At 67.5% G+C, this 24,940-nt stretch carries 22 protein-coding genes; 15 read left to right on the top strand and 7 right to left on the bottom strand.

Translation table 11 applies throughout. The features are described from left to right. The first annotated feature begins 16 nt into the window (after positions 1–16). From OG394_RS26060 to OG394_RS26050, 3 genes are all read left to right on the top strand, one after another. Positions 17–1,597 (top strand): FAD-binding oxidoreductase, encoded by a 1,581-nt coding sequence (locus OG394_RS26060; RefSeq protein ID WP_328989708.1) that lies wholly within the window; start codon positions 17–19, stop codon positions 1,595–1,597. A gap of 215 nt (positions 1,598–1,812) precedes the next feature. Beyond that, positions 1,813–2,541 carry an SDR family oxidoreductase gene (locus OG394_RS26055; RefSeq protein WP_328989707.1) on the top strand — a complete coding sequence of 243 codons (729 nt, stop codon included), beginning with the start codon at positions 1,813–1,815 and terminating at the stop codon, positions 2,539–2,541. Next, positions 2,538–3,611, top strand: coding sequence for an S-adenosylmethionine:tRNA ribosyltransferase-isomerase (locus OG394_RS26050; protein WP_328989706.1), 1,074 nt, complete (start codon positions 2,538–2,540; stop codon positions 3,609–3,611). Before OG394_RS26055 ends, OG394_RS26050 begins: the two co-directional genes overlap by 4 nt. Here the strand turns inward: OG394_RS26050 and OG394_RS26045 are convergent. Both OG394_RS26045 and OG394_RS26040 read right to left on the bottom strand, forming a co-directional pair. Next, positions 3,608–5,809 carry a DUF4328 domain-containing protein gene (locus OG394_RS26045; RefSeq protein ID WP_328989705.1) on the bottom strand — a complete coding sequence of 734 codons (2,202 nt, stop codon included), beginning with the start codon at positions 5,807–5,809 and terminating at the stop codon, positions 3,608–3,610. The two genes, OG394_RS26050 and OG394_RS26045, sit on opposite strands and share 4 nt — an antisense overlap. 203 nt (positions 5,810–6,012) lie before the next feature. Continuing rightward, positions 6,013–6,831 carry a DUF4328 domain-containing protein gene (locus tag OG394_RS26040; RefSeq protein ID WP_328989704.1) on the bottom strand — a complete coding sequence of 273 codons (819 nt, stop codon included), beginning with the start codon at positions 6,829–6,831 and terminating at the stop codon, positions 6,013–6,015. Between the two features lie 347 nt (positions 6,832–7,178). On the opposite strand from OG394_RS26040, the gene OG394_RS26035 reads away from it, so the two are divergent. Together OG394_RS26035 and OG394_RS26030 are read left to right on the top strand one after the other, a co-directional pair. Next, positions 7,179–7,667, top strand: a complete 489-nt coding sequence (locus OG394_RS26035) for a methylated-DNA--[protein]-cysteine S-methyltransferase (RefSeq protein ID WP_328989703.1) — start codon at positions 7,179–7,181, stop codon at positions 7,665–7,667. 301 nt (positions 7,668–7,968) lie between these two features. Beyond that, positions 7,969–8,319, top strand: a complete 351-nt coding sequence (locus tag OG394_RS26030) for a hypothetical protein (RefSeq protein ID WP_328989702.1) — start codon at positions 7,969–7,971, stop codon at positions 8,317–8,319. A 227-nt stretch (positions 8,320–8,546) separates the two neighbouring features. On the opposite strand, the gene OG394_RS26025 is transcribed toward OG394_RS26030, so the two are convergent. Further along, entirely contained in the window at positions 8,547–9,353 is an 807-nt protein-coding gene (locus tag OG394_RS26025; RefSeq protein WP_328989701.1) for a hypothetical protein, read from the bottom strand. A gap of 176 nt (positions 9,354–9,529) precedes the next feature. Between OG394_RS26025 and OG394_RS26020 the strand changes: the two genes are divergently transcribed. Next, complete coding sequence (locus tag OG394_RS26020) at positions 9,530–10,072, top strand: peptidylprolyl isomerase (RefSeq protein ID WP_328989700.1); 543 nt, start codon at positions 9,530–9,532, stop codon at positions 10,070–10,072. A 106-nt stretch (positions 10,073–10,178) separates the two neighbouring features. Continuing rightward, complete coding sequence (locus OG394_RS26015) at positions 10,179–10,826, top strand: rhomboid family intramembrane serine protease (protein ID WP_328989699.1); 648 nt, start codon at positions 10,179–10,181, stop codon at positions 10,824–10,826. Between the two features lie 38 nt (positions 10,827–10,864). Here OG394_RS26015 and OG394_RS26010 read toward each other — a convergent pair whose 3' ends face one another. Then, entirely contained in the window at positions 10,865–11,425 is a 561-nt protein-coding gene (locus OG394_RS26010; RefSeq protein WP_328989698.1) for a TetR/AcrR family transcriptional regulator, read from the bottom strand. 104 nt (positions 11,426–11,529) lie between these two features. Here OG394_RS26010 and OG394_RS26005 point away from each other — a divergent pair, with 104 nt between their 5' ends. The 3 genes from OG394_RS26005 (at position 11,530) to OG394_RS25995 (ending at position 15,259) form a co-directional block, all read left to right on the top strand. Next, positions 11,530–12,660: an FAD-dependent oxidoreductase gene (locus OG394_RS26005; protein WP_328989697.1), complete on the top strand. Its 1,131-nt coding sequence runs from the start codon at positions 11,530–11,532 to the stop codon at positions 12,658–12,660. 127 nt (positions 12,661–12,787) lie between these two features. Next, on the top strand, positions 12,788–14,437 hold the full coding sequence (locus OG394_RS26000) for a M14 family metallopeptidase (RefSeq protein ID WP_328989696.1): 1,650 nt from the start codon (positions 12,788–12,790) through the stop codon (positions 14,435–14,437). Between the two features lie 180 nt (positions 14,438–14,617). After that, complete coding sequence (locus tag OG394_RS25995; RefSeq protein ID WP_328989695.1) at positions 14,618–15,259, top strand: maleylpyruvate isomerase family mycothiol-dependent enzyme; 642 nt, start codon at positions 14,618–14,620, stop codon at positions 15,257–15,259. Here the strand turns inward: OG394_RS25995 and OG394_RS25990 are convergent. The 3 genes from OG394_RS25990 to OG394_RS25980 are packed head-to-tail and all read right to left on the bottom strand — an operon-like array spanning position 15,249 to position 17,988. After that, entirely contained in the window at positions 15,249–16,022 is a 774-nt protein-coding gene (locus OG394_RS25990; protein ID WP_328989694.1) for a YybH family protein, read from the bottom strand. The genes OG394_RS25995 and OG394_RS25990 overlap by 11 nt on opposite strands. Positions 16,023–16,076: 54 nt before the next feature. Then, positions 16,077–16,985: a sigma-70 family RNA polymerase sigma factor gene (locus OG394_RS25985; RefSeq protein WP_328989693.1), complete on the bottom strand. Its 909-nt coding sequence runs from the start codon at positions 16,983–16,985 to the stop codon at positions 16,077–16,079. After that, entirely contained in the window at positions 16,978–17,988 is a 1,011-nt protein-coding gene (locus OG394_RS25980; RefSeq protein ID WP_328989692.1) for a LacI family DNA-binding transcriptional regulator, read from the bottom strand. The genes OG394_RS25985 and OG394_RS25980 overlap by 8 nt, the downstream gene beginning before the upstream one ends. A 154-nt stretch (positions 17,989–18,142) precedes the next feature. Here OG394_RS25980 and arfA point away from each other — a divergent pair, with 154 nt between their 5' ends. Genes arfA through OG394_RS25955 form a run of 5 tightly spaced genes read left to right on the top strand, consistent with a single transcriptional unit; the run spans position 18,143 to position 24,914 of the window. Next, positions 18,143–19,648: an arabinosylfuranosidase ArfA gene (gene arfA / locus OG394_RS25975; protein ID WP_328989691.1), complete on the top strand. Its 1,506-nt coding sequence runs from the start codon at positions 18,143–18,145 to the stop codon at positions 19,646–19,648. Beyond that, positions 19,645–20,970: an ABC transporter substrate-binding protein gene (locus OG394_RS25970; RefSeq protein WP_328989690.1), complete on the top strand. Its 1,326-nt coding sequence runs from the start codon at positions 19,645–19,647 to the stop codon at positions 20,968–20,970. Before arfA ends, OG394_RS25970 begins: the two co-directional genes overlap by 4 nt. Continuing rightward, positions 20,967–21,848, top strand: a complete 882-nt coding sequence (locus OG394_RS25965) for a carbohydrate ABC transporter permease (RefSeq protein ID WP_328989689.1) — start codon at positions 20,967–20,969, stop codon at positions 21,846–21,848. Before OG394_RS25970 ends, OG394_RS25965 begins: the two co-directional genes overlap by 4 nt. Beyond that, complete coding sequence (locus tag OG394_RS25960; RefSeq protein WP_328989688.1) at positions 21,845–22,672, top strand: carbohydrate ABC transporter permease; 828 nt, start codon at positions 21,845–21,847, stop codon at positions 22,670–22,672. The genes OG394_RS25965 and OG394_RS25960 overlap by 4 nt, the downstream gene beginning before the upstream one ends. A 40-nt stretch (positions 22,673–22,712) precedes the next feature. Continuing rightward, a complete protein-coding gene (locus tag OG394_RS25955; RefSeq protein WP_328989687.1) occupies positions 22,713–24,914 on the top strand; it encodes a family 43 glycosylhydrolase in 2,202 nt (733 codons plus the stop codon). The last annotated feature ends 26 nt before the right edge of the window (positions 24,915–24,940 follow it).

Genomic DNA, 24,940 nt, shown 5'->3' with positions numbered 1-24,940 from the left:
AGTTACGGGAGACAACATGACCGAGTCGGATCTGCCGGTGGTCCGGATGGCCCACGGCCGGTGGGGCGATCCTGATCGTAAGACCGTTCTGCCCGCAATGGCGCTCGAAGCCTTACGCCATCTCGGCGCCCGTCCGACACCTGCCGCCTTGGGAGTGCCCGACCTGCCGACGCCGACCTCAACGCTTGTTACCGCCCTGGCTGCGGTCGTCGGTGCCGCCCAGGTAAAGACCGACAACGAGACCCGCTGGCGGCATACCCGCGGCTATTCGACCCCCGACCTACTGCGAGACCGCGCCGGCGATACCGCTGACGCGCCCGATCTCGTCGTGCTGCCAGGCTCTCACGACGAGGTCCAGGAGCTGCTCACGGTGTGCGCGGAGCTCGGCCTGGCCGTCGTCCCGTTCGCCGGCGGTACGTCGGTGGTGGGCGGCCTCGCCCCACAGCGCGAGGGGTACGACGCGGTGGTGGCGGTCGACCTGGCCCGGCTGGACGAGTTGGTCGAGGTCGACGACATCTCCCGTACGGCGATCCTGCAGGCGGGCCTTCGCGGGCCTGCGGCCGAGGCGAAACTGGCGGAGCACGGGTTCACGCTTGGGCACTTCCCCCAGTCGTACGAGGGCGCGAGTATCGGGGGCTATGCCGCCACCCGATCGAGTGGTCAGTCCTCGGCCGGGTTCGGGCGGTTCGACCAGATGGTGGTCGGTCTGACCGTGGCGACGCCGCGCGGCACGATCCGGCTCGGCCGGGCGCCGCATTCCGCCGCCGGTCCGGATCTGCGCCAGCTGTTCCTCGGATCCGAAGGCGCCTTCGGCATCATCACCTCGGTCGTGGTCCGGGTCCGCCCGCGCGCGGTGGAACGGGCCTTCGAGGGCTGGCGATTCGCCTCGTTCGACGCGGGCCTCAACGCCGTACGGCGGCTGGCGCAGGACGGGCCGTTGCCGACCGTGCTGCGCCTCTCGGATGAGGTCGAGACCGCGGTCAATCTGGCCGATCCCGGGGCGGCGAGCGCGGGCGGATGCGTCGCCATCTGCGGGTTCGAGGGGGCGCGGATCGCGGGCCGCCAGGCGGAGGTGGCCGAGGTCCTGCAAGCGGCCGGCGGCGAACCGCTCGGCGAAGGCCCTGGGGAGGCCTGGCGAGTCGGGCGCTACAACGCGCCGTACTTGCGGGATCCCTTGCTGGACGAGGGCGGACTGGTCGAGACGCTCGAGACCGCCGGCTTCTGGTCGACCTTGCCCGCGTTGAAACTCGCGGTCACGGAGGCCTTGGTGACAGCCTTGTCGGATCAGGGCACGCCGCCGATCGTGCTGTGCCATGTCTCGCACGTTTACGAGACCGGCGCCTCGCTCTACTTCACCGTGTTGTGCGCGCAGGCCGATGAGCCGATCGCCCAATGGGGCAAGGCCAAGCAGGCCGCCTCGGATGCGATCGCGAAGGCGGGCGGCACCATCACGCACCACCACGCGGTCGGGGCGGACCACCGCTCGGCGTACGAGGCTGAGATCGGCCCGCTCGCGATCGAGGCACTGCAGGCCGTGAAGGCCGTCCTCGACCCGGCTCGAACGATGAACCCCGGCATCCTCCTGCCGCCAGCCTGACAACTTATCCACAGCCTGCTGGCAAACCCGTGGATAAGTTGGGGATGACCTGTGGATAACTTGCGAAATCCGTGGATTGTGCACAGAGCACTCCACATTCGGCCGAAACGGTGGATAACTCGCGGCCGCGAGATCGCAGGGTTTGTCCACAGGGTTCGCCGCCGGTTGAGGTAGGCCTTGACTTCAAGTTCGCTTGAAGTATGAGGGTGGCGGACATGACGACGACTAATGGTGTGGAGAAGGTCCGGCCGGTTGCCTTGATCACGGGTGCCTCGGCTGGTTTGGGATTGGCGCTGGCGCACGGTTTGGCGGCCCGCGGATGGGCCCTGGTGATCGACGCCCGTGGGGCCGATGCGCTGAAGGACGCGGCTGACGCGCTCGCCGCGAGCACCGAGGTGATCCCGCTCGCCGGGGACGTCACCGACCCGGTGCATCGGGCCGAACTCGCGGCCGCGGTGGCCGGGTTGGGCCGGCTGGACCTGTTGGTGAACAACGCGAGCCATCTCGGGCCGAGCCCGCAGCCGACGCTCGCCGAGTACGACCTGAGCGAGTTGCGCCGGGTTTACGAGGTCGACGTGTTCGCGCCGATCGCCCTGATCCAGCAGGTGCTGCCGGCGCTACGCGAGAGCGAAGGCGTGATCATCGACATCAGTTCGGACGCCGCGGTCGAGCCGTACGAGGGCTGGGGTGGTTACGGCTCTGCCAAGGCGGCGCTCGACCACGCGACGGCCATCCTCGCGGCGGAACAACCGGGCCTGCGGGTGTACGCGGTGGACCCGGGCGATATGCGTACGGCGATGCACCAGGCGGCATTCCCGGATGAGGACATTTCGGATCGGCCCGAGCCTTCGGAGTCGGTGCCCGGGTTCTTGCAGCTACTGGACACTCGGCCCGCCAGTGGCCGGTACAAGGCGGCCGAGCTGGTTCCGGCGGTGGCACCGTGACGGCACAACCGCTGACCAGGTTCACGCTTCCTGACGAGTTGAACGCGGCTGAACCGCCGGAGGCTCGTGGGATGCAGCGGGACGAGGTGAGGCTGCTGGTAGCCGACGGCGATGCCATTGCGCACAAGAGGTTCTACGAGTTACCTGACGCGCTACGCCCGGGTGACCTACTGGTGGTGAACACCTCGGGCACGATGGCGGCCGCGATCGACGGGACCAGGTTCTCGGCGCACGGGGTGGAGCCGGTGGTGGTGCACTTCTCGACCGAACTCGATGACGGCACCTGGGTGATCGAGTTGCGTACGGCGCCGGATGCGGGTTCACCCCTGCTCACGGCCGAGGCGGGCGACGAAGTCGAAATCGCCGGCAAGTGCATCACGCTGCTCCGGCCATACAACCCGCGGCCCGAAGCGACGTACGACGGGGTGCGGTTGTGGCAGGTGGCGACCGGGCAAGGGGACGTACGGGAGTTCCTGAGCCGGCACGGGCGGCCGATCGCCTACAAGTACGTCGGCGCGCGCTGGCCGATCGAGTCGTACCAGACGGTGTTCGCGCAGACCCCGACCAGTGCGGAGATGCCAAGTGCCGGGCGGCCGTTCACCACCGAGCTCGTCACGCGTTTGGTCTCGTCCGGAGTGCTGGTAGCGCCGATTCGCCTTGATACCGGCGTTTCCTCGCTGGAGAGCCACGAACCACCGACGGCCGAGCGGTACGACGTACCGGCGGCGACGGCCCGTCTCGTGAACCACGTCCGGGCCAACGGCGGCAGAGTCGTCGCAGTCGGCACGACGGCCGTCCGCGCGCTCGAGTCGGCCGCGGACGCCGACGGGACCGTCCGGCCTTCAAGTGGCTGGACGAACCTCGTGCTCGGGCCGGACCGCAAGGCGCGCGTGGTGAGCGGACTGATCACCGGGATGCACGCGCCGGACGCCTCGCACCTACTGCTGCTGGAGGCCGTCGCGGGCGGACGGTTGGTGCAACGGGCCTACGACGCGGCTCTGCAAAGTGGATACCTGTGGCACGAATTCGGCGACTTGTGCCTGCTACTGCCGGCAGACGGAACTAACTAGGCCCAGCGACGTCGTGGGTGCACCCGCGGCGTCGTCGGCTTCTCCGGCGGCGGGGGTGCCGTCGGCTCAGCCTTCGCGGGCGGGGCAACCGGCTCTGCGGGCTCAGGCGAGTACGACGACGAGTAGTCGCTGTAGTCACTCTCGTAGGCCGAAGACGAGTAAGAAGAACCAGAACCGTAGGACTCGTAGCTGTCGTAGGAGCTACCGCTCGCCTCTGAACCGTACGAGTACGTCTCAGCCGAGTAGGACGGCGTGTAGGTCGGCTCGGGCTCGTAGGCCGGCACAACGGGCGGAACCGGCGGAAGCGGCTGCGAAGGCGTTAAGTAGTCGTCCTCGAGCACCGGCGCGGGCGGCGGGCCGGACAGCAGCGGCGCCTGCTCCAACGGCTCGCGATACGTCGACTCCCCGTAGCTCGTCGCCGGGTAGCTCGGCTCGCCGTACGTCGGCGCCTCGTAAGTCGGCTCGGGCTCGGCCGCAGGCGTTAGCGAGGACGGGCTGTCGACCGCCACGGCGGCTGCGCGGCGCCCGGGGGCGGAGCGTCGTACCGGAGTTTCGATCGGGTCGGGCGTCGGGATCGGGCGCGAGGGCGGCAGGTAGGTCGACTCGAGCGGCTCGGCGGCGGAGCTGTAGTCGCCGCGATAGGTCTCGGGCGGCAACGGCGGTACGACGCTCAGCGCGGGCGGCTCGTACGTCGGCGTCTCGTACGTCGGCTCGTCATACCGGGGCGCCTCGTAGGTCGGCGTCTCGTAGACCGGCTCGTCGTACGTGGACTGCTGGTACGTGGGCTGGTGGTAGACCGGCGGCTCGGGCACGGACTTCCACGTCGGCTGCAGCGGGTCCTCGGCGACCGGGGGAACCGGGGTGACCGGAGCGGTGATGGGGGCGATCGGCGTGCCCCAGCTCGGCAGCGTCGCGTCGAGGCCGGACGGCATGAACGAGGTGGTGTCGCCCAGCGGCTTACCGAGAGCGGACTGCTGCGACTCCGGCGTGTAGGCGTCGGGCTTGAAGGCGGCATACCCGGCGGTCGAACCCAGCACATCGGTGTTCGGCTCGGGCTCCTTCCAGGCCTCCACGACCGGGGCGAACGGGCTCCAGGCCGGCGCCTCTTCCTGCTCCGCCTCAACCTGCGCGGCGGGGCGAGCGGCGGGCGGCTGTGCGGGCACCGCGGCCAACCGGCTGGTCTGCTGAGCCGCCATGCCGGCCGAGGCGGCGACGGCTCCGACGGATCCTGCGGCGGCAGCGGCGGGCCGAGCCACACCGGGAGCCTTGAGCGGAGTCTTGAGCGGACCCTGACCCGGCTGCGAACCGAAACGCGGAGCCTCCGCGCCAACCGCGCTCGCGAACTGCATTTGCGGCTGCGGCTGGCTGCGTCGCATGGCCACCGGCTGCCGCTGCGCCGTCGCGTCCCGCTCGGAGTCGGCGCGCGAGTAGGCGGGAACGGCACTGAGGCGCGAGGGCTCCCGCTGATCCCACCACGACTCCCACGGGCGGCTCACCTGCATTGCGGTCAGCTTGCGGACCAGCTGCGCGGCGAAGAACGCGGAAACGATGCTGAGCACCAGCGCGAGCGTCGCCGAGATCGCGATCATGCGCAGCAGCCCGGGCGACGAGTCGAACGACATCAGCAGGCGGCGAACGGCGACTTCGAGCACCATCGTGGCGAGCCAGCTGTACCACCAGATGTTGATGACCGAGATCGGCCGGCGCGAGCGCAGTGTCTCGGCCCAGGCCGGGGTGGCCGGGTCACTCGCGACCCAGACGTCCTCGACGATCTGCCGCGGATACCAGAGGTTGGGGCCCGGGCAGAACCAGCTGATCAGCACCCAGCCGTGGCTGTGCCGGTGGTCGGCCTGGCAGAAGACCTCGGAGTTGACCCGTGCCCGCCAAAGCCAGAGCACGAAGACGACGGCTGCCGCGACGGCGATGACGATGTTCGGAATGGAGGTGAGCCGGGCGATGTTGTCGGCGCGGTTGATATCCGCGTCCTCGACGCCCGGCGACCCGTTCAGATAACGGGCGACGACGTCGTAGCTGTTCCAGTCGGACCAGGTGGACAGCAGGCGGGTGAGGATCGACAGGCCGAGTAGCCCGATCGCGATCTGACCGAGGCGGCCGATCTGCTGGAAGGTCTCCGGCGCGTGCGGCTGCCACTCATCGGCTTCTTCGGCGGGCTTCTCCGCCGGGTGCGGGTGGCTCACGTGCTGCGTCCCTCGGCTTGCTCGAACTCCGTCTGGTCGGCGCTTCCGGTTGGTACGTGCCCCCGCTCAACCGAGCCTCATGGATACCACGAAGTAGCTATGCCATGGGAGTCGGTCCCAGCACGGAGTGTATAGATTTAACCCAAACCTTTCGTGCCAACTCACCGTGCGTAGCGCCTGAATCCACTTGCAGTGAAGCGATTCTAGAACGACGGCTGGACCCCACTCTGCCCCGGTGGCCCGTAGTGCGGCAAACCGGGGGGCGCCTGCGGGGCCGGCGCCGGGGTGGACCACCACGGTTGCCAGGGGCGCTCGGTCTGCAGTGAGTTCACCCGCTCGATGATCATGATCACGAGTACGGCGGCGACCGCGGTGGCGAGCGCCGAGCCGGTGGACAGCACGGCGTTGACGAGGATCGCCCCGATCGAACTGTCGTCGATCAGCGCGCGCCGGTTGGTCGCGTTGTCGAGCAGGAAACCGGTCAGCCCGGCGATCCACCAGGCCCGCACCAGCGCGCTGTGCGGCACCGCCCGCAGGCTGTCGATCCGGGCCGGCGTCCGGCAGTCGCTGGCCGCGAGCACGTCGTCGATGACCTGTTTCGGCCACCAGAGATTCACCAGCGGGCAGATCCACGCGCCGATCACCCAGCCGCGGGTGTGCCGGTGACTGCCCTGGCAGAACATCTCCGCGTTCCACCGGACCCGCCACAGCCAGATCAGGAACACCATCGCGGCCGCCATCAGCACGATCGAGGAGACGACCCACAATGAACCCGAGATCAGGTCGGCCCGTTGCAGTTGGCCGGCATCGCGGATCGGCCCGGCCTCGTACGCACGCAGCACCCGGAAGCTGTGCCAATCCGACACCGCGGTCAGCGCGCTGATCAGCGTCACCGCGACGATGAGCACGGCCGCGGCGATGCCGATCGCCCGCTCGGAACTGAACCACCGGTCCAACGGCGGTTGAGCAGGGACGGCGTAAGCCCGGTGATCGGTCCAGGGCTCGCCTCGATATGGGTCCATCACCGGCCACCTCCGCTGAATACATCGATGCTGGATAGAGCGGCTCCGAGAACCCCGGTCCGGTAAGAACCGCAGCACTGGGCTAAGTGGTCGGCGCCGGAAGTTCGCCGGCGTCTGCGGCGCCCAGGCGGGCACCTCGCTGCGTTGGAGAAGAAGCCACGATAAAGAGCATCGAGGCTCATTCTCCGCCTTGCGATGCACCCACCTGGACACCGCAGCCACTCGACGACCTTCCGGCGCCGACCACTTCGGGCGAGTCTCAGAGATAGCACAACACCCTGTGATCGGACGAGAACCATGCGTACACGGTCTCGTGGAATGTCGGTGGCGACGCGTTCAATGGAGCCATGCGCTGGACCGCGATCGAATCGCCCATCGGTGAGCTCTCGCTCGCCGCCGATGACACTGGCCTGACCCGGTTGCGCTTCGGCGCGGTCGGTGCCGAGGTGGACCATGACATCGCTGGTGAGAGTGCCGTTCTAACCGCCGCCCGGCAAGAGCTCGCGGCGTACTTCGCGGGCGAACTGACCGAGTTCACCGTGCCACTGTCGGCGCCGGGCGGCTCGGCATTCGAGGTCGCGGTCTGGCGACGACTGACCGCCATCCCCTATGGCGAGATGGAGACGTACGGCGAGGTGGCCCGCGCCGTCGGTGATGTGGGTGCCGCGCGAGCCGTCGGCGTGGCGTGCAACCGCAACCCGGTGGCGATCATCGTGCCGTGCCATCGCGTCGTTGGCGCCGGCGGCAAGATGGTCGGATTCGGCGGCGGATTGCCCCGGAAACGGCACCTGCTGGAGCTCGAGGCCAGGGTCACTCTCGAGACGGCCTGGAGCTGATCCGGGCGAACTTCCAGGTAACTTCCGGACACAGTGAGGGACACACCGGGCCCCGGTTGCTGCCGTGGCACCGAACGGGTCTAGTGTCGCGGTGAGCAACCAAACGAACACGTTCCAGCGCCGCCACCTCCACAGACTTCGTTCCCCTTCCGATCCCTGGAAAGGGTGGTCGATCCCCTGAAAAGGGTGGTCGATCCCCTGAGGAGGGCGGTCGAAGCCCCGCAAGGGCGGTCCGGCAACAGCGGTCGCCCGCTGCCGTAGTCGCGCTGGTCATTACCGCCACGAACTGCGGGAGATGCGCATGACCCTGCCCCACCCGGCCCCGACGCTGAGTGAACTCGTCGACAAGACCGCCGCCGAATGGACCGTTGAAGAGATCCAGGCCGCGGCCAAGTCGGCCCTCGACGCCCACGCGCCGGATCGCGACCCATTGACCTGGACGAAGCGCTGGGGCGTACTGCCCTGGCCACACCGTCACCACGCCAACTGTGTGCACTGCGGCGACACCTACCCCTGCATCACCCACCGGTACGCCGCCCAGTTGCTGTCCGCCGGCCGGCTCACCGAGGGGCGGGCCGTCGAGGTCGACAACGAGTACCCCGATCACCAGCTGCGCCTCGTCGAGGACAAAGACACCCCCAACCCCAACTAGCGGGACTCTCGATCAGGCGAAGGTCGCGCCCTCGGTGGGTGCCGCGGCCTTCGCCCATTTTCTTTTCATTCATTCGTCGGAATCCACCCTCACCCAGCGTCGGCTGCTGTGTACAGGCAGCCGTGCCAGAGGGCGGATTCCGACGAATGAATGAAAAGAAAAACGAAAGACCCCGGGTCCACCTGGTCCCGGGGTCTTGTCGTTGGTGCGGAAGGTTGTAGCGGAGGTCAGGAGTCCGAGCTGGGCTTGGAGTTGTTCGACCCGGTCGCGCGGCGCTGGCTGCCCGCACTGGCTTTCTTCGGGGCGCCGTTACTCGTTACGTCCGGCTTGTCCTTGACCTCTGCCTTCTCCCCGGCCACCGGGTCCGACGCCGTACCGGCCGCGTCGGTCGTGGCCTCCTGCTTGCCCAGACCCGGCTCCGGCTTCACGGACGGGTCGGCCGAAGCCGACGCGTGCCGGGCGCTGGTGCCGGACGGGGATGAGCTGTACTCACGGCCGCTGGTCGGGGTCGACTGCCAGGCCGGCTCCGGCGGGGTGAGCAGCTTCTTCACGGCTGCTGCCGCAAGCGCGCCGAAACCGAGCAACAGCACGGCCGTACGCAGCTTGTGCGTCTTCTTCTTCGGGGCATCGATCTCGCCCTTCAGGGCAGCCTTGGTGGCCCGGCCACGACGGCCGCTCTCCTCCACCATCGGCTCGGCGGCAGCGGCCAGGGCGGCCAGTGCGCCGGTGACGCGCGGCAGCACGTCGTCGTTGAACTTCTCCCGGGCCCGTTCGGCCGCGTGTTCGGTGGCGGGACCGACTCGGCCGAGTGCGTCATCGATCATCGGGCCGACCTTCTCGACGGCGTGGCTCGCGGCAGTGGCGCCGCGCTCGCGAGCCTTCTCGGCATACGGCGACACCTTCTCCCGTGCGGTGCCAACGGCCGGTCCGATCTGGTCGAGCACCGGTCCCACCTTGTGCGATGCCGATTCAGCGAGCGGACGGACGCGCCCCTTGGCGGTCTCGACCCGGCTCTTCGACTTCAACAAACCCACGGTTCCTCCTCGGTGCCGACAGCTGGTGCTGCATGGCCCACAAAAGCTTCTGCTTTCGCATCGTACGTCGTACCCAGGCCGTAAACACGAGAGGCTTAGGGGGCCGATTTGATGGCATTTTGGTCTCACATGGCAGGATCAACGCCGTAAGCAGTGACGATCTAGGAGCGGACCCAGTGGCAGAAGAGCTTTACGCGACGTTGGAGACGACGAAGGGCGACGTCACCATCAAGTTGTTCCCCGACCACGCCCCGGCGACTGTGCAGAACTTCGTCGGCCTGGCCGAGGGCACCAAGGAGTGGACGAACCCGGAGACCGGCCAGCCGAGCAACGAGCGGTTCTATGACGGCCTGGGCTTCCACCGGGTGATCGACGGCTTCATGATCCAGGGCGGTTGCCCGCTCGGCACCGGCACCGGTTCGCCGGGCTACGCCTTCGATGACGAGATCCACCCCGAGCTGCAGTTCGACCGGCCGTACCTGCTGGCGATGGCCAACGCGGGGATCCAGTTCGGCCGCGGCACCAACGGCTCGCAGTTCTTCGTGACCGTGACGCCGACGCCGCACCTGAACCGCAAGCACACGATCTTCGGCGAGGTCGTCGACGACGAGAGCAAGAAGGTCGTGGACGCGATCGCGACCGCGCCGACCGCGCCGGGTGACCGGCCGCTCGAGCCGATCGTGATCAACAGCGTCAAGATCGAGCGTCGCCCGGCCTGAGCCGGACAAGGCACCTGGAATGACCGACCGCGTCTGCTATCGCCATCCGGACCGGCCGGCCGGAGTCACCTGTCAAAGGTGTGACCGGCCGATCTGTCCCGCTTGTATGAACAGTGCCGCGGTCGGTTTCCAGTGCCCGGAGTGCTTCAACGCCGGCGTGAAGTCGATCCCGAAGACCCGCACGTCGCTGGGTGGGGTCGCGCGCGGCAACGGCCAGGTCATCAGCATCACCATCCTGGTGCTGAACCTGGTGGTCTTCTTCCTGGTCAGATCCGACCAGGAGTTGCTGAACCGCATGGTGCTGGTGCCATTCTTCGTGGACATCGAGCCGTGGCGCCTGCTCACCTCGACGTTCACGCATGTGGCGTTCTTCCACATCTTTTCGAACCTCTTCATGCTGTACCAGCTCGGCCCGCCACTCGAGGCGATGCTCGGCCGGCTGCGCTTCATCGCGCTCTACCTGCTCTCCGCACTCGGCGGCAGCGTCGCGGTGTGGATCCTCGGCAACCCGTTGCAGGGCACGCTCGGTGCCTCCGGCGCGGTCCTCGGCCTGGTCGGCGCGCTGCTGGTGATCAGCAAAGCCCGCGGCATGGACGTGACCTGGATCCTGGTCTACGTCGCCATCACCGCGGTCATCTCGGTCACCATTCCCAACATCTCCTGGGAAGGCCACCTCGGCGGTTTCGTCACCGGCCTGGCCCTCGGCGGCCTCTTCGTACTCGACGCCCGCCGCCGCCAAAAACCCCGCTTTTAACCCTTTTCCTGACCACTCGTGAACAAGAAAGAGGGGGCTTACGGAATGGGCGCGGTCAGGTAGCGCTGAATTGTCGGGCCGAGCCAGGCGACGACCTGGTCCTTGGAGAGGTCGACCACCGGCGGTAGGCGCAGGATGAAGCGGCACAGGGCCATGCCGAGGACCTGACTGGCGACCAGGCCGGCCCGGACCTGCGCCTCGGCCGGGTCGGCGACGAACGTCCCCACCAACGCGCCGATCCGCTCGGCGAAGATCTCCCGCATCCGCTCGGCCGCCGCCTCGTTGGTGGCTCCCGCACGCAGTAGCGCGATCAGGGTCTCGTCACCCTCCCAGCGGTCGACGAAGTGCGCGATCAGCGTCGCACCGAATTCGTCGCGCGGCGCCGCGCTCAGGTCCGGCAGCCGCAGATCGATCGTGGCCGCGGCCGCGAACAACTTCTCCTTGCTGCCGTAGTACCGCATCACCATCGCCGGGTCGATCGCCGCGTCCGCCGCGATCGCCCGGATCGTCGCGCGCTCGTACCCATCCGCCGCGAATCGCTCCCGGGCCGCCTGCAGGATCGTCGCCCGCGATCGGTCCGACTGCCGTTCTTCCGCCATGGGCTCACCGTAGGTCAACAAGCGTTGACTTCCAAGCCGACAGCTCCTATCTTGGTCAACAAGTGTTGGTCAACAAGCGTTGACCTAGACGAGAGGAGTGCACGATGGAGCAGGTCGAGGTCGTAGTGGTCGGAGCCGGCCCGGTGGGTCTGGCGCTCGGGGTCGCGCTGACGCAACAGGGTCACCAGGTGGTGGTGCTGGACCGTCTGGCCGCCGGGGCCAACACGTCGCGGGCCGCCGTCGTGCACGCCCGCACGCTGGAGATGCTGGCCGACCTCGGCATCAGCGAGCGACTGGTCGAGCTCGGCATCAAGGCGAAGTCGTTCAGCGTCCGATCGGGTCGTCGTGAGCTCATGCCCGTCGAGTTCGGCGACCTGCCGACGCCGTACCCGTTCACGCTGATGGTCCCGCAGGACGTCACCGAGCGAGTGCTGCTCGAGCGGCTGACCGAGCTCGGTGGCGAGGTGCGCCGCCCGTACGTCGTGACCGGCGTGGTGCAGGACGCGGACGGCGCCACCGTCACCTTGGCCGATGGCCAGACCATCCGGGCGTCGTACGTCGTGGCGGCGGACGGGATGCACAGCGTGGTGCGGGATCAGGCTGGGCTCGGGTTCGAGGGTGAGGACCTCGAGCTGTCGTTCGCGCTCGCCGATGTGAAGGCGGAAGGTCTGCCGCTCGAGGAGGTGGTGCTCTTCTTCTCCAAGGAGGGCATTCTCGTCTCCGCGCCACTGCCCGACGGGACGATCCGCCTGGTCGCGCAGATCGACCCGGCGCCGGAGCAGCCGGACGTCGCGTTCGCCCAGCGGCTGGTGGATACGCGAGGCCCGGGCCGCGGCGAGGTCGTCGTACGGGAAGTGGTGTGGGGATCGCGCTTCCGCATCCACGAGCGAGTGGCGCCGCGGTATCGCGCGGGGCGGATCCTGCTAGCGGGTGATGCCGCGCATACGCACAGCCCGGCCGGTGGGCAGGGGATGAACCTCGGCCTTCGTGACGCGGTGGCGTTGGCGGGAGCGCTGTCGACTGCGCTGCGTAAGGGGGACGAAGGGCCGCTGGACGAGTACGCCGTACGGGCTGTGGAGGAGGCTCGCCGGGTCGTGGCTCTCGCCCATCGGCTCACGGTCATCGGTACGGCGAAGCCGGCGTTGCGGAGCATTCGGAATGTGGCGCTTCGGGTGCTCGCGCTGAACCCGCGCATCCGCCGTGGGCTCGCTCTTCAGTTGGCGGGGCTGCGCTAGTTAGTGGGCTAGTTAGTGGCACCACGATGACGGGGCCCAGATGTGCCGGGCGGACGGGCTGGAACTGCTTCCGTGGAAGGTATAGGCGGTCCTACCCTCAGTTACCCGCCCATTACTGGAGGTCACCGTGTTTCCATCCGCCCGATGGCGCCGGCTTGCCCCGCTCGGAATCGCCGGCCTGGCCGCGCTGCTCATCACCGGTCAGGCCAGTGCCGGTGCGTTCAGCCAGCCGGATCCGCAGCCCGAGTCCGTCGCCGAGAAGATCCAGCTGATCCGCGTCGATGCGGACAGCACCGCCGCCAAGAAGCGGCTCACCAAACTCGATCTGGACCTGGCCGAGTCGGCTGGTCCGAAGCACGTCGATGTCGTTGCCCACAGCAACCAAGATCTGCGGTTGCTGCGACTGGCCGGTTTCACCTGGTCCGTGCTCGACGGCGACCTGGTGGAGACGGACCGCCGACGCGAGGCCGAGGACCGCGCGTTCGCGATGGCGCCGACCGCCACGTTGCCGAGTGGCCGGACGGCGTACCGGCAGCTGGCCGACTACGAGAACAACCTGAACGCGCTGGCCGCGCAGTACCCGACGAAGGCCAAGGTCATCACCTTGAAGAACCCTTCGCTGGAAGGCCGCGCGATCCGCGGGCTCGAGATCAGCCGCAACGTCAACGTGGCCGACGGTAAGCCGGTCTTCGTGATGATGGGCCTGCACCACGCGCGCGAATGGCCGTCGGGTGAGCTCACCATCGAGTTCGGCTACGACCTGTTGCAGAACGATGGCGTGATCCCGCGGTTCACGAACATCCTGGACAAGGCGCGCGTCGTACTCGTGCCCGTGGTGAACCCGGACGGCTTCCAGCTCAGCCGCTCCCTCGGCTACGAGATGAAGCGGAAGAACTGCCGGATCACCAACGGCCAGTTGCCGACGCCCGGCCAGTGCGCCCAGTCGACGAACCAGTCGCGCGGCGTCGATCCCAACCGGAACTACTCCGGCTTCTGGGGTGGCCCCGGTGCGTCGACCAGTCTCACTAGTGAGACCTACAGGGGGCCTAGTGCGTTCAGTGAGCCGGAGACGCGCAACATCCAGTCGCTGGTCTCGTCGTACCAGGCGACCACGCTGATCACCAACCACACCTACTCGAACCTGGTGCTCCGTCAGCCGGGTTACGCCGCCGCGCCGAAGACGCCCGACGAGACGCTCTACAAGTCGCTTGCCGACCAGATGGCGGCTCAGAACGGTTACAGCAGCCAGTACGGCTACCAGTTGTACGACACCACTGGTACGACCGAGGACTGGTCGTACTACGCCACGGGTGGTCTGGGCTTCACCTTCGAGCACGGCGCCTCGTCATTCCACCCAGCCTTCTCGAACGTCATCAACTACTACTTCGGTACGGGTAGTACGGCCGGCAAGGGCAACCGCGAGGCCTTCCTGGTCGCGGCCGAGAGCACGATCAACCCCGCGCGGCACTCCGTGATCACCGGGACAGCGCCGGCCGGTGCGGTGCTTCGCCTGAAGAAGTCGTTCAACACCAAGACGTGGAACGGCACCAACGTCCCGGACGTACTCAACACCACGATGGTCGTCCCGACCGGTGGCACGTACACCTTCCACGCGAACCCGTCGACGCGGCCGATCGCCGTACAGCAGGGTCAGACCGAGTCCTGGACCTTCACCTGCGAAAGGGCGAACGGCACAGTCCTCGAAACCCGTCAGATCACCGTCGCCCGAGGCGCCTCCGTAACCGCCACCCTAACCACCTGCACCACCAACTTCTAACCCTTTCGCAGTCTGTGGAAAACCCTCCCGCGAGGTGCCTCGTTACGTCGCGCGCGTGCAAGCACCAAAAGGCACCTCGCGGGAGAGTTATGCACAAACCGGGCAGTTCGGTGTGCGTTGTCCATTCGGCGGGGTCTCGTTCGTGGTTATGGCATGGGAGCCACGACGAAAGGACCGAACATGACGGACGACGCGCAGATCCTCGCTTGGACCAAGGCGGAACGACTCAGCCTGGCGGACTTCCTTGAGGAGTTGAGGGAGGACGAGTGGCAGGCGGACTCGCTGTGCGCGGGTTGGACCGTTCGCGACGTGGCCGCTCATATGACGATGTCGACGCGCACCACCTGGTCCGTCGTACTCAAGACGGTGTTCCGTGCGCGCCTCAGCTTCGACCGGATGGAGACCATCCTGGCCACCGAGCGAGCCCGCCGATTCACCCCCGCGGAGCTGATCGCGCAACTCCGCGAAACCGCGGGCTCACCCCACCGCACACCCGGCGCCGGCATCCTCGACCCGCTACTCGACGCCCTGGTCCACGGCCAGGACATCGCCCGCCCGCTAGGCCGAGTCCGCCGAATGCCCATCGAACCGGCGATCCACGCCGCGAACCACGTCATCGGTAGCAAGTTCTACGGCGCCCACCGCCGCCTCCGCGACACCAGGCTCGTGGCGACCGACTGCGACTGGTCCGCAGGCACCGGCACCCAAGACCTCCGCGGCCCCCTCGCCGACCTCATCCTTGTCGCCACCGGCCGCCCCGCCGGCCTCCCCACCCTCACCGGCACCGCCACCAGCCGCCTCACCACCACCCTCAAGGTGTGAGGTCGTGGGGGACGGAGAGGTGTTGGTGGGTTAGTTGCCAGCTGCCGGAGCGTTTTTGGAAGATGCGGGTGGCTCGGGACCAGTGGGTTTTGCCGTTTGAGACCACTTTGTTGAGGCCCCAGGCGACGGCTAGGTCTCCGTCGGCGACCACGCGTAGGTCGGGCATGGCGAGGGTGATCGGTTGGCCTCCGCCCGCTTCGAGGCCGCGGCGGCAGACCTCGCGGACGGCGTCGACACCTTCGTAGGACAAGGGCGGCTCGTGTTCGTACGACACGACGTCGTCGGCGATCGAGGCCATCATGGCGTCGAGGTCATTGGTCGCGGTGGCGGCGTACCAGCCTTCGTGGACTTCGCGCACCTCCCGTTCCGACTGGGCGTTGTCGGGGAGGGGGAAGGAGTGGTGTTCGTGGGCGACGATCCAGCGGCCGTCGACGCGGCGTAGGCCAAGGGTGAGGCGGAGGCGGTTGACGACGATCTCGTCGGGCATGCCGCAGCGGAGTAGGGCGTACGCGAAGGCGACGTCGTCCCCGGCGATGACGTCTAGCTCCACGATCTCGAATACCGCGCCCTGGGCCTGCCACTGGAAGAAGCCGGGCCAGGTCTGCTCGTACGCGTCGATCCCCCGCACACCCTCGTACGGCGGCGGAACGTCGTACATCACGATGTCGTCGGCGTGATCGGCCAGCACACCGGGTAGGTCGCCCTTGTGTACGGCGTCGGCCCAGCGGTGGATGAGTTCGCGGATTTCCTGCTCTGCGGTCATGGCCGGCTTCCCTTCGATAGGTTCTACTCAAAGAACCCGGGCCGAGGCCGAAACTCATCGCAAGGTCGCGGGCAATCCGAATTCGGTGAAGTCGGCCTCGAGGAATGACACCACTTCGACGATAAGACGCCCGCGGATGGCGAGTACGTCCAGCCCGCTCGCGACGTACGAGCCGGACGGGTCCAGCCGATAGGTGGCGAAGGCGAGCTGCCCGTTGGCCTCGGCCGGTAGGAAACGCCACCGCTCGAGCAGAGGTCCGTCCAGCAGGAAGCCACGGATCGCCTCGCGCCCCTGGTACCAGGCGGGTAGCGGCGGCATCGAGTACTTCGCGTCCTCGGCCAGCATCGCCACGATCGCGTCGACGTCCCCGGCCTCCCAGGCGGCAACGTACGAGCGGGCGATCCGGCTGGTATCGCCAACGGCTTGCTGGCTTGGCCGCCCACCCACCATCTTCCGCGCACGCTGCAAGGCGCTGTTGACCGAGGCAACCGAGGTGTCGAGTTGTTCCGCGACCTCCTTGGCGCTGAAGGCGAGCACCTCACGCAGCAGCAGTACGGCGCGTTGCAGGGCCGAGAGGTGTTGCAGCGAAGCGACGAACGCGAGTTCGACCGACTCCAGCGCGACGACCCGGTCCTCCGGACTCAGCTCGGCGGTCCATGCCAACTGATTACCCGGATACGGTTCCAGCCAAGCGACCTCTCGCGACCCGGCCTCAAACGAGGTCGGCAGCTCCCGACGTCCCCGGCGCTCGATCATCGTCAAGCAGCGGTTGGTCGCGATCTTGTAGAGCCAGGGCCGGATCGCCCCGCGGTCCTCGTACCGGCCGCGCTCGAGGTGCTGCCACGCGCGGACGAGCGTCTCCTGCACCGCGTCGTCCGCGTCATGCGCCGAGCCGAGCATCCGGTAGCAGTGCGCGTGCAACTCGCCCTGATACGACCCGACGAGCTGCGAGAAGTCAGCCACCGGTGGATTCGCGCACCTGCAGCGTGTACGGCACGGCGAGGTCGCGCCGCTCGGCCGGACCCTTGCCCGCGATTCGCTCGAGCAGCAGACCGACCGCGTTCTCCGCCAGCCAGTCCAGGTCAGGCGCGATCGTCGTCAGCGAAGGCGAGTGGTACCGGCCGTCCTCGATGTCGTCGAACCCCACCACGGCCACGTCATCCGGCACGGACAGCCCCGCGTCGGCCAAGGCCCGCAGCGCGCCGAGCGCGAGCAGGTCGTTGAAGCAGAAGACGGCGTCAGGCCTGCTCCCAACAGGCAGCGCGAGCAGATCCCGCATCGCGGCAGCGCCGTCCTCCCGGTGGTAGCCCGTGCCGTCGATCTCGAGCGCCGGGTCGATCGGCAGACCGGCCGCCTTCAGCGCTTTGCGATACCCCTTCCGCCGTACGGCGCCTGTGCCCGCGCCGCCGCCGACACCGATGGCTGCGATGCGCCGCCGGCCGATCGAGACGAGATGGGTGGTCGCGTCGTACGACGCCTTGACCGAGTCGACCGCGACATGGTCGACCGCACCGCCGGGCTGACGCTCACCGAGCAGCAGCAGGGGTTTGCCGTCCTCGGCGACGGTGATCTTGGTCGGCGTGGTGGTGATCGGGGAGAAGATGATGCCGTCGATCAACTGACCGCGCATCCCGTCCAGTACGAACTTCTCGGCGGCGGGCTCGCCCTCGGTCTGGTCGATCAGCACGGTGATGCCGCGCTTCTTCGCGGCCCGGCTGATCGCGGCCCCGAGCTCGGCGAAGTACGGCGAGGCCATCTCGGGAATGGCGAGCGCGATGAAGTCGGATCGGCCCTTGCGCAGGGAGCGGGCGCTGACGTTCGGCGTGTAACCGAGCTCGGCGATGGCCGCCTCGACCTTGGCCCGGGTGACCGCGGTGATGTGCGGGTAGTCGTTGATGACGTTCGAGACCGTCTTGACCGACACGCCCGCCCGCGCCGCCACATCGCTCAGCCGCGTCGCCACCATCGTGCCCCACCTCCTGGAACCGGACCGTCGCGATCCGTTAGTCGCCGAGTGTGCCACGGCCCCGACCAACAGCTCGTGCAAGCCGAGCTCTTTACAGCCTATGTCAATCGTTGTAGAAATCAGGTCAATCGTTGTAAATCCTCTGGAGGACGATGTGTCCGTAGCCCGCCTAGCCGTCGATCGCGCCTTCGTGGCCGGTGATCTGGACCGCCGGCTGTTCGGCTCTTTCGTCGAGCACATGGGCCGGTGCGTCTACACCGGTATCTACGAACCAGGCCATGCCACGGCCGACGAGAACGGCTTCCGGACCGACGTACTCGACCTGGTCCGCGAGCTCGGTGTCACCGCCGTGCGCTATCCCGGTGGCAACTTCGTCTCGAACTACAACTGGGAGGACGGCGTCGGGCCGAAGGACCAGCGGCCGCGCCGGCTCGACCTGGCCTGGCGGGCGATCGAGACCAACCAGTTCGGCACCGACGAGTTCGTCGCTTGGGCCGGCAAGGCCGGCGTCGAGCCAATCTGGGCGGTGAACCTCGGCACCCGCGGTATCGCCGAAGCCGTCGAGCTCCTCCAGTACTGCAACCTCCCGGCCGGCACCGAGGTGTCCGATCGCCGGGTCGCCAACGGCAGCGAGAAGCCGCACGACATCCGGATCTGGTGCCTCGGCAACGAGATGGACGGCCCCTGGCAGATCGGTCACAAGACCGCCGAGGAGTACGCCCGGCTGGCCGAGGAGACCGCGAACGCGATGCGCCGGGTCGATCCGGAGTTGGAGTTGGTGGTCTGCGGCTCGAGCAATCGGGGTATGCCGACGTTCGGCGACTGGGAGCGCACGGTGCTCGAGCGCACGTACGACCAGGTCGACCACATCTCCCTGCACGCCTACTACGAGCCGAACGGCGACGACCAGGCGAGCTTCCTCGCTGCCGCCGAGGAGATGGACCGTTTCATCACCGAAGTGGTCGCGACGGCTGACCACGTGAAGGCGCTCAAGCGCAGCGACAAGGTGATGACGCTGTCGTTCGACGAGTGGAACGTCTGGTACCAGCGGCACTTCCCCGGCGAGCTCGGCCTCGGCATCCGTGAGGTCAGCCCACTGATCGAGGACACGTACACCGTGGACGACGCGGTCGTGGTCGGCAGCCTGCTGATCACGCTGCTCCGGCACGCCGACCGCGTGAAGATCGCCTGCCAGGCCCAACTGGTGAACGTGATCGGCCCGATCCGCACCGAGCCCGACGGCCCGGCCTGGCGGCAGACCATCTTCCATCCCTTCGCGCTCACCGCCCGGTACGCCGGCAACAAGGTGCTGCAGACGGAGATCGCCGGGCCCGAGCTCGAAACCAAGGCCTTCGGCAAGGTGCCCGCGTTGTGGAGCACCGCGACGTACGACGAGACGACGGGCGAGACCGTGCTGTTCGTGGTCAACCGCTCGGAGACCGAAGAGGTCGACCTGCAATTCCCCGCGCCGGGGCTCGAGCTGATCGAGCACCTCGGCCTGTACGACGACGACCGGTCCGCGGTGAACTCCGCAACCGACCCGGACCGGGTGGTACCGCGCACGGTGGAGACGACCACCGTGCAAGGCGGTACCGGAACGGCCACGTTGCCCCCTGCCTCGTGGCACATGATCAGGCTCTCCCCTGGAGGTACACGGTGAACACGCAATACGTCTCCCGCCGGCTGGTGCTCGCGGGTGCCGGCGCACTTGGTCTAGGTGCGCTGACCGGCTGTGGTGAAGGCTCGGCCGGTAAGCCAGGGCAAGCGACCGGTGACGGTGGGGCCAAGGGGTACGACGGCCCGGCGGTCGAGCTCGACTTCTGGAACGGGTTCACCGGTGGTGACGGCCCGTTCATGCGCAAGCTGGTCGACCAGTTCAACGCCGAGAACCCCAACATCAAGGTCAAGATGACCGTGATGCAGTGGGCCGACTACTACACCAAGCTGCCGACTGCCGTGAGCAGTGGCCGTGGTCCCGCGATCGCGATCATGCACGTCGACTCGCTCGCCACGAACGCCGCCCGCAACGTGATCGAGCCGCTGGACGACGTCGCGAAGGCGCTCGACCTGAAGCAGGACGACTTCGCCGAGGTGGTCTGGAAGGCCGGCGAGTACAACGGCAAGCGGTACGGCATTCCGCTCGACGTACATCCGCTCGGGTTCTTCTACAACAAGACGTTGATGAAGCAGGCGGGCCTCGACCCGGCCAAGCCGCCGGCGACCGCCGAGGAGTACGCCGCCGCGCTCGACGCCCTGAAGGCCAAGGGGATCCAGGGGCATTGGGCCTCGCCGTTCCAGTTCACGGGTGTGCTCAGTGTGCAGGCGTTGATCTGGCAGTTCGGCGGCGACATGTTCAACCCCGAGGCGAACAAGGCGATCTGGGCCGAGGAGCCGGGCGTCCAGGCGCTGACCTGGTTCACCGACCTGGTGAAGAACGGGCACAGCCCGAAGAACGTCGCCCAGGACGCGGACGCGATCGCCCTGCAGAATGGCAAGACCGCCTTCAACTGGAACGGCATCTGGAACATCAACACCCTGAAGGAGAAGAAGGGCCTCGAGTGGGGGGTGGCGCCGCTGCCGAACATCGGAGGCACTAAGGCCGCGTGGGCTGGATCGCACCAGTTCTGCCTGCCGAAGCTGAAGACGCCCGACGCGAACAAGTCGGCCGCGGCCCGGGTTTTCGTGAACTACGTCAGCCAGAAGTCGCTCGAATGGGCTAAGGGCGGGCAGGTCCCGGCGCGCAAGCAGGTCCGGGAATCGGCCGAGTTCAAGGCGTTGACCGAGCAGGCCGCGCTCGCGACCCAGGTGGACGACCTGCACTTCCCGCCGCCGGTGCCGGGCATCGGTGACGCCCTGGCCGAACTGAACAAGGCGATCAACGAGGCGGTCCTGCTCAAGGCCGAACCGGCCAAGGCGCTTGCGGACGCCGCCGCCCGGGCCGACAAGATCCTGGAGGCCAACCGCAAGAAGTACGGGGCATGAGGGGCTACGGCAGAGCGACTCCGTACCTGTTCCTGGCGCCTTACCTGGTGTTGTTCGGGTTGTTCGTGATCGGACCTGCTCTCTTTGGGTTCTGGATGAGCCTGCACGATTGGGACTTCCAGCTCCCGGGCAAACCGTTCACCGGGCTGCAGAACTACAAGGACCTGTTCGACCCGTTGTCGACGACGTCCGAGCCGTTCTGGCACGGGATGCGGGCCACCGCGATCTTCACGGTGGCCTCAGTCCCGTTCCTGGTCGCGCTGCCGCTCGGGCTGGCCGTACTGCTGAACCGGCGCTTCCCGGGGCGGACGTTCTTCCGGGCGGTCTACTTCGCGCCGTACGTGCTCGGGGTGGCAGTCGTCGGCCTGATGTTCCGGTACATCCTCGATACGAGTTTCGGGGTGCTGAACGCGGGCCTCCGTTTGCTGGGCAGGGATAGCGATATCGGCTGGACGACGTCGATGCCATGGGCATGGATCGCGTTGGTCGGCATGACGGTGTGGTGGACGGTCGGCTTCAACGCGGTCATCTACCTCGCCGGACTGCAGGACATCCCGGCCGAGCAGTACGAGGCGGCGCAGCTTGACGGTGCCGGCGCGTGGCAGCGGTTCGTCCACGTCACAATGCCGGGGTTGAAGCCGGTCTTCGTGTTCGTGGTGACGATGACCGTGCTGGCCAGCGCCAACATGTTCGGCCAATCCGTCCTGGTGACTCAGGGCGGGCCGGGCGACAGCACGCGGACAGCGTTGATGGTCATCGCGGACACGGGTCTCTCCCAGTTCCGGATGGGCCAGGCCACGGCGATGAGCTACGTCTTGGCGGTCTGCCTCGCGGTCGTCTCGTTGGTGAACTTCGTCCTGCTGAGGGAGAAGAAATGAAACGGCGGCCGTCTGTCGGGTTCTGGGTGCTGGTCATCGCGCTCACGGTGGTCTTCGTCGCGCCGTTGGTATGGATGGGGATCACCTCGTTCAAGTCGGTAGGTGAATCCCAGCAGACGCCTCCGACAATTTGGCCCGAGGACCCGACAGGGCGCGCGTATGGCGAGATTCTCACCACGGGCGGCCAGAATCCGGTGCTGCGCTGGGCGATCAACTCGTTCGTCGCGGCCACGCTGCACGCGGGTCTGGTGGTGCTGGTCGCCTCGATGGCGGGTTATGCCCTGGCCAGGATGGAGTTTCGCTTCAAGAAGGCGATCTTCGGGTTGATCATGGCCACGTTGTTCGTGCCCGGGTTCGTCTTCCTGATGCCGAACTACCTGTTGATGGACAACCTCGGTTGGCTCGACACGCTCTGGGCTCTGGTGGTTCCGGGCGCGGCCGGTGCGTTCGGCGTGTTCTTCATGCGGCAGTTCTTCCTCGCCATCCCGCGCGAGCTGGAGGAAGTCGCGATGATCGACGGCGCCAACGCGTGGACCGTCTTCACCCGGATCATCCTGCCGAACGCCAAACCAGCGCTGGCAACGCTGACGGTGCTGTCGTTCCTGGCCAACTGGAACGACTTCATCTGGCCGTTGTACGTGCTCTTCAGCCCTGAGCGCTTGACCCTGCCTGCCGGGTTGAAGCTGTTGCAGGGCGCCTATACGACCGACTATCCGGTGATCATGACCGGCGCGACCGTCGCGTCAGTGCCGGTGCTGATCCTCTACATCTTCGTTCAGCGGTACGTCATCGAAGGTGTCGCTCGCAGCGGCATCAAAGGTTGACCCCCACTTTCAAAAGGCACCGTCTGAGAGGACCCGCCTCATGCCTCCTCGTCTGCTCACCACGCTGGTCACCGCTGCCGCGCTGGCCCTTACTCCCCTGACCGTCTCTGCTTCTCCTTCAGCGGAGGGCACGCAGAACGCGATCTCGTCACCGTTTGCCGACACCTTCGCCGACCCGGCCGTGATCCAGGGCCGCGACGGCTATTGGTACGCGTACGCCACCTCGGACCCGCTCGTCGAAGGCGGACCGTTCGGCTTGATGCACATGGCCCGGACCAAGGACTTCTCGTCGTGGACCTACCTCGGCACGGTGTTCAACGAGTCCACTAAACCCGCGTGGGCCGCGCCCGGCTCGTTCTTCTGGGCTCCGGATATCCGCTACTTCGGCGGCCGCTACGTCATGTACTTCACCGTCACCGACACCGCGGCCAACCCAGGAGGCGACCCGGCCATCGGTGTCGCGACCGCCCCAACGCCCGCCGGCCCATGGACGGCCACCGACGGCCCGGTCGTTACGCCGAAGCCCGACGGCAATGGCGGCTACTTCGGCACGATCGACCCGGCCATGCTGACCGCCGTCGACGGCAAGCGCTACTTGTACTACGGCGGCTTCTACGGCGGCATCTCCGTCACGGAACTCTCCCCCGACGGCCTGCACGCGGTCGGCACCCCCACGCAGGTGACGATCGGCGACCGCTACGAAGGCGCGTACGTCGTACGGCGGGATGGTTGGTACTACCTGATGGGCTCGTCGATGAACTGCTGCGCCGGACCGACGACGGGCTACTCCGTCTTCGCCGGGCGGTCCAAGTCGCCGCGTGGGCCGTTCCTCGATGCCAATGGCGCGAGCATGCTCGAGTCGCGCGTCGGCGGTACCACCGTGATCACGCAGAACGGCAACCGCTGGATCGGCCCCGGGCATCACGCGTTCCTCACCGATGCGGCCGGCCAGGACCACATCGTCTACCACGCGATCGACCGGTCGAAGCCCTGGCTGAACGAACCGTTCGGCATCAACCGGCGGCCGATGCTGATCGACCGGATCGACTGGATCAACGGCTGGCCGCGTACCCGCGCCGGCGCCGGGCCATCCGACACCCCGCAACCCGCTCCCGTCACCGGCTCATCCCTCGGCATCAACTCCACCGACCCGGCATCAGGCCTGTACGGCGCTGAGCGGTCGCCGGGTGACGCCCTCGGCGGTGCTTCTGCGTTGATCGACGGGTTCGCCGTCACGCGCCAGGTTGCGCCGGGTGGCTCGGTTCGCTTCGACGCGGACGTCCGTGGTGACAAGCTGACCGTCAACCTTGGTCATGTTGGTGTGACGTTGAGCCAGGACGTCCTCCGGATCACCGCTGGCGGCCGGGTTTCGACGGCGCCGATGCCGGCTGGTTTCGATGCTTCAGCGTGGAATCGCCTTACGGTGCAGGTTGGTCCCGAGGGTGCGACCGCGCGAGTGAGCGACTCGGGTCTCGGTGACGCTTATGCCGATGTCCGTGTGGCCTCGCAATTGCTGAAGCCTGCGAGGGTTTCGTTGGCTGGACGCGCCGAGGTGGACAACCTGACGATCCGTTCGGCGGCAGTACCGGTGCGCAAACCTGTCGCCGTACCGGAGATCGGGCGGCAGTTGTCGGGAGACGAGTTCACCGGTGCGTTGGGCCAGGGCTGGAGTTGGTTGCGGCCGGACACTCGCGCGACTGTTGCCGATGGCAAGCTTTCCTGGCCGTTGCAGAACGCGGACCTGGTCGGGTCCGGGAACAACGCGGGTCTGCTATTCCACCAGACGCCGGCGACGGATCGGTGGATCGCCGAGACCAAGCTGCACCTCGACCTTGGCGAAGGCGATATCCGGAACTACCAGCAGGCCGGGATGATCGCCTATCACCACGACGACGATTTCGCCCGCCTCGGTGATGTGTCGATCTGGCGCACCCGGCAGACCGAGTTCGGCCGCGAACTGGTGGCGCGGGAAGACGGCGCCACGTCGTACGGCGCGGCCGCGATCGGCAGGCCCGCGCCTACGTTGTGGATGCGTCTTGCCTATCAGCGGAATGCGGCCGGCGAGCACGTCTACCGCGCGGGCACGAGTATCGACGGTGCCACGTGGACGTGGGGTGCCGCGTGGGTCCTTGCCGCCGGCGCGACGCCCAAGCTCGGGTTGTACGCGCACGGCGACCAGACCGGCTCCAACCCGCCGCCGGTCGCCACGTTCGACTACTTGCGGTTCTACGCCGTCAAATGACCAACAGCCCGGGCCTTTTGGAAAGG

The organism is Kribbella sp. NBC_01245 (assembly GCF_036226525.1).
Classification (GTDB): Bacteria; Actinomycetota; Actinomycetes; order Propionibacteriales; family Kribbellaceae; genus Kribbella.
Note: the sequence above shows the minus strand (reverse complement) of the source record. Positions and strands in the feature narration are given on the sequence as shown.

Coding starts and splice junctions, on each gene's coding strand:
- OG394_RS26040 (WP_328989704.1), bottom strand. CDS start 6,831: ATGGACCCATATCGAGGCGAGCCCTGGACCGATCACCGGGCTTACGCC.
- OG394_RS26055 (WP_328989707.1), top strand. CDS start 1,813: ATGACGACGACTAATGGTGTGGAGAAGGTCCGGCCGGTTGCCTTGATC.
- OG394_RS25995 (WP_328989695.1), top strand. CDS start 14,618: ATGACGGACGACGCGCAGATCCTCGCTTGGACCAAGGCGGAACGACTC.
- OG394_RS26005 (WP_328989697.1), top strand. CDS start 11,530: ATGGAGCAGGTCGAGGTCGTAGTGGTCGGAGCCGGCCCGGTGGGTCTG.
- OG394_RS25980 (WP_328989692.1), bottom strand. CDS start 17,988: ATGGTGGCGACGCGGCTGAGCGATGTGGCGGCGCGGGCGGGCGTGTCG.
- OG394_RS25990 (WP_328989694.1), bottom strand. CDS start 16,022: ATGACCGCAGAGCAGGAAATCCGCGAACTCATCCACCGCTGGGCCGAC.
- OG394_RS26030 (WP_328989702.1), top strand. CDS start 7,969: ATGACCCTGCCCCACCCGGCCCCGACGCTGAGTGAACTCGTCGACAAG.
- OG394_RS25955 (WP_328989687.1), top strand. CDS start 22,713: ATGCCTCCTCGTCTGCTCACCACGCTGGTCACCGCTGCCGCGCTGGCC.
- OG394_RS26015 (WP_328989699.1), top strand. CDS start 10,179: ATGAACAGTGCCGCGGTCGGTTTCCAGTGCCCGGAGTGCTTCAACGCC.
- OG394_RS25960 (WP_328989688.1), top strand. CDS start 21,845: ATGAAACGGCGGCCGTCTGTCGGGTTCTGGGTGCTGGTCATCGCGCTC.
- OG394_RS25965 (WP_328989689.1), top strand. CDS start 20,967: ATGAGGGGCTACGGCAGAGCGACTCCGTACCTGTTCCTGGCGCCTTAC.
- OG394_RS26060 (WP_328989708.1), top strand. CDS start 17: ATGACCGAGTCGGATCTGCCGGTGGTCCGGATGGCCCACGGCCGGTGG.
- OG394_RS26035 (WP_328989703.1), top strand. CDS start 7,179: ATGCGCTGGACCGCGATCGAATCGCCCATCGGTGAGCTCTCGCTCGCC.
- OG394_RS26010 (WP_328989698.1), bottom strand. CDS start 11,425: ATGGCGGAAGAACGGCAGTCGGACCGATCGCGGGCGACGATCCTGCAG.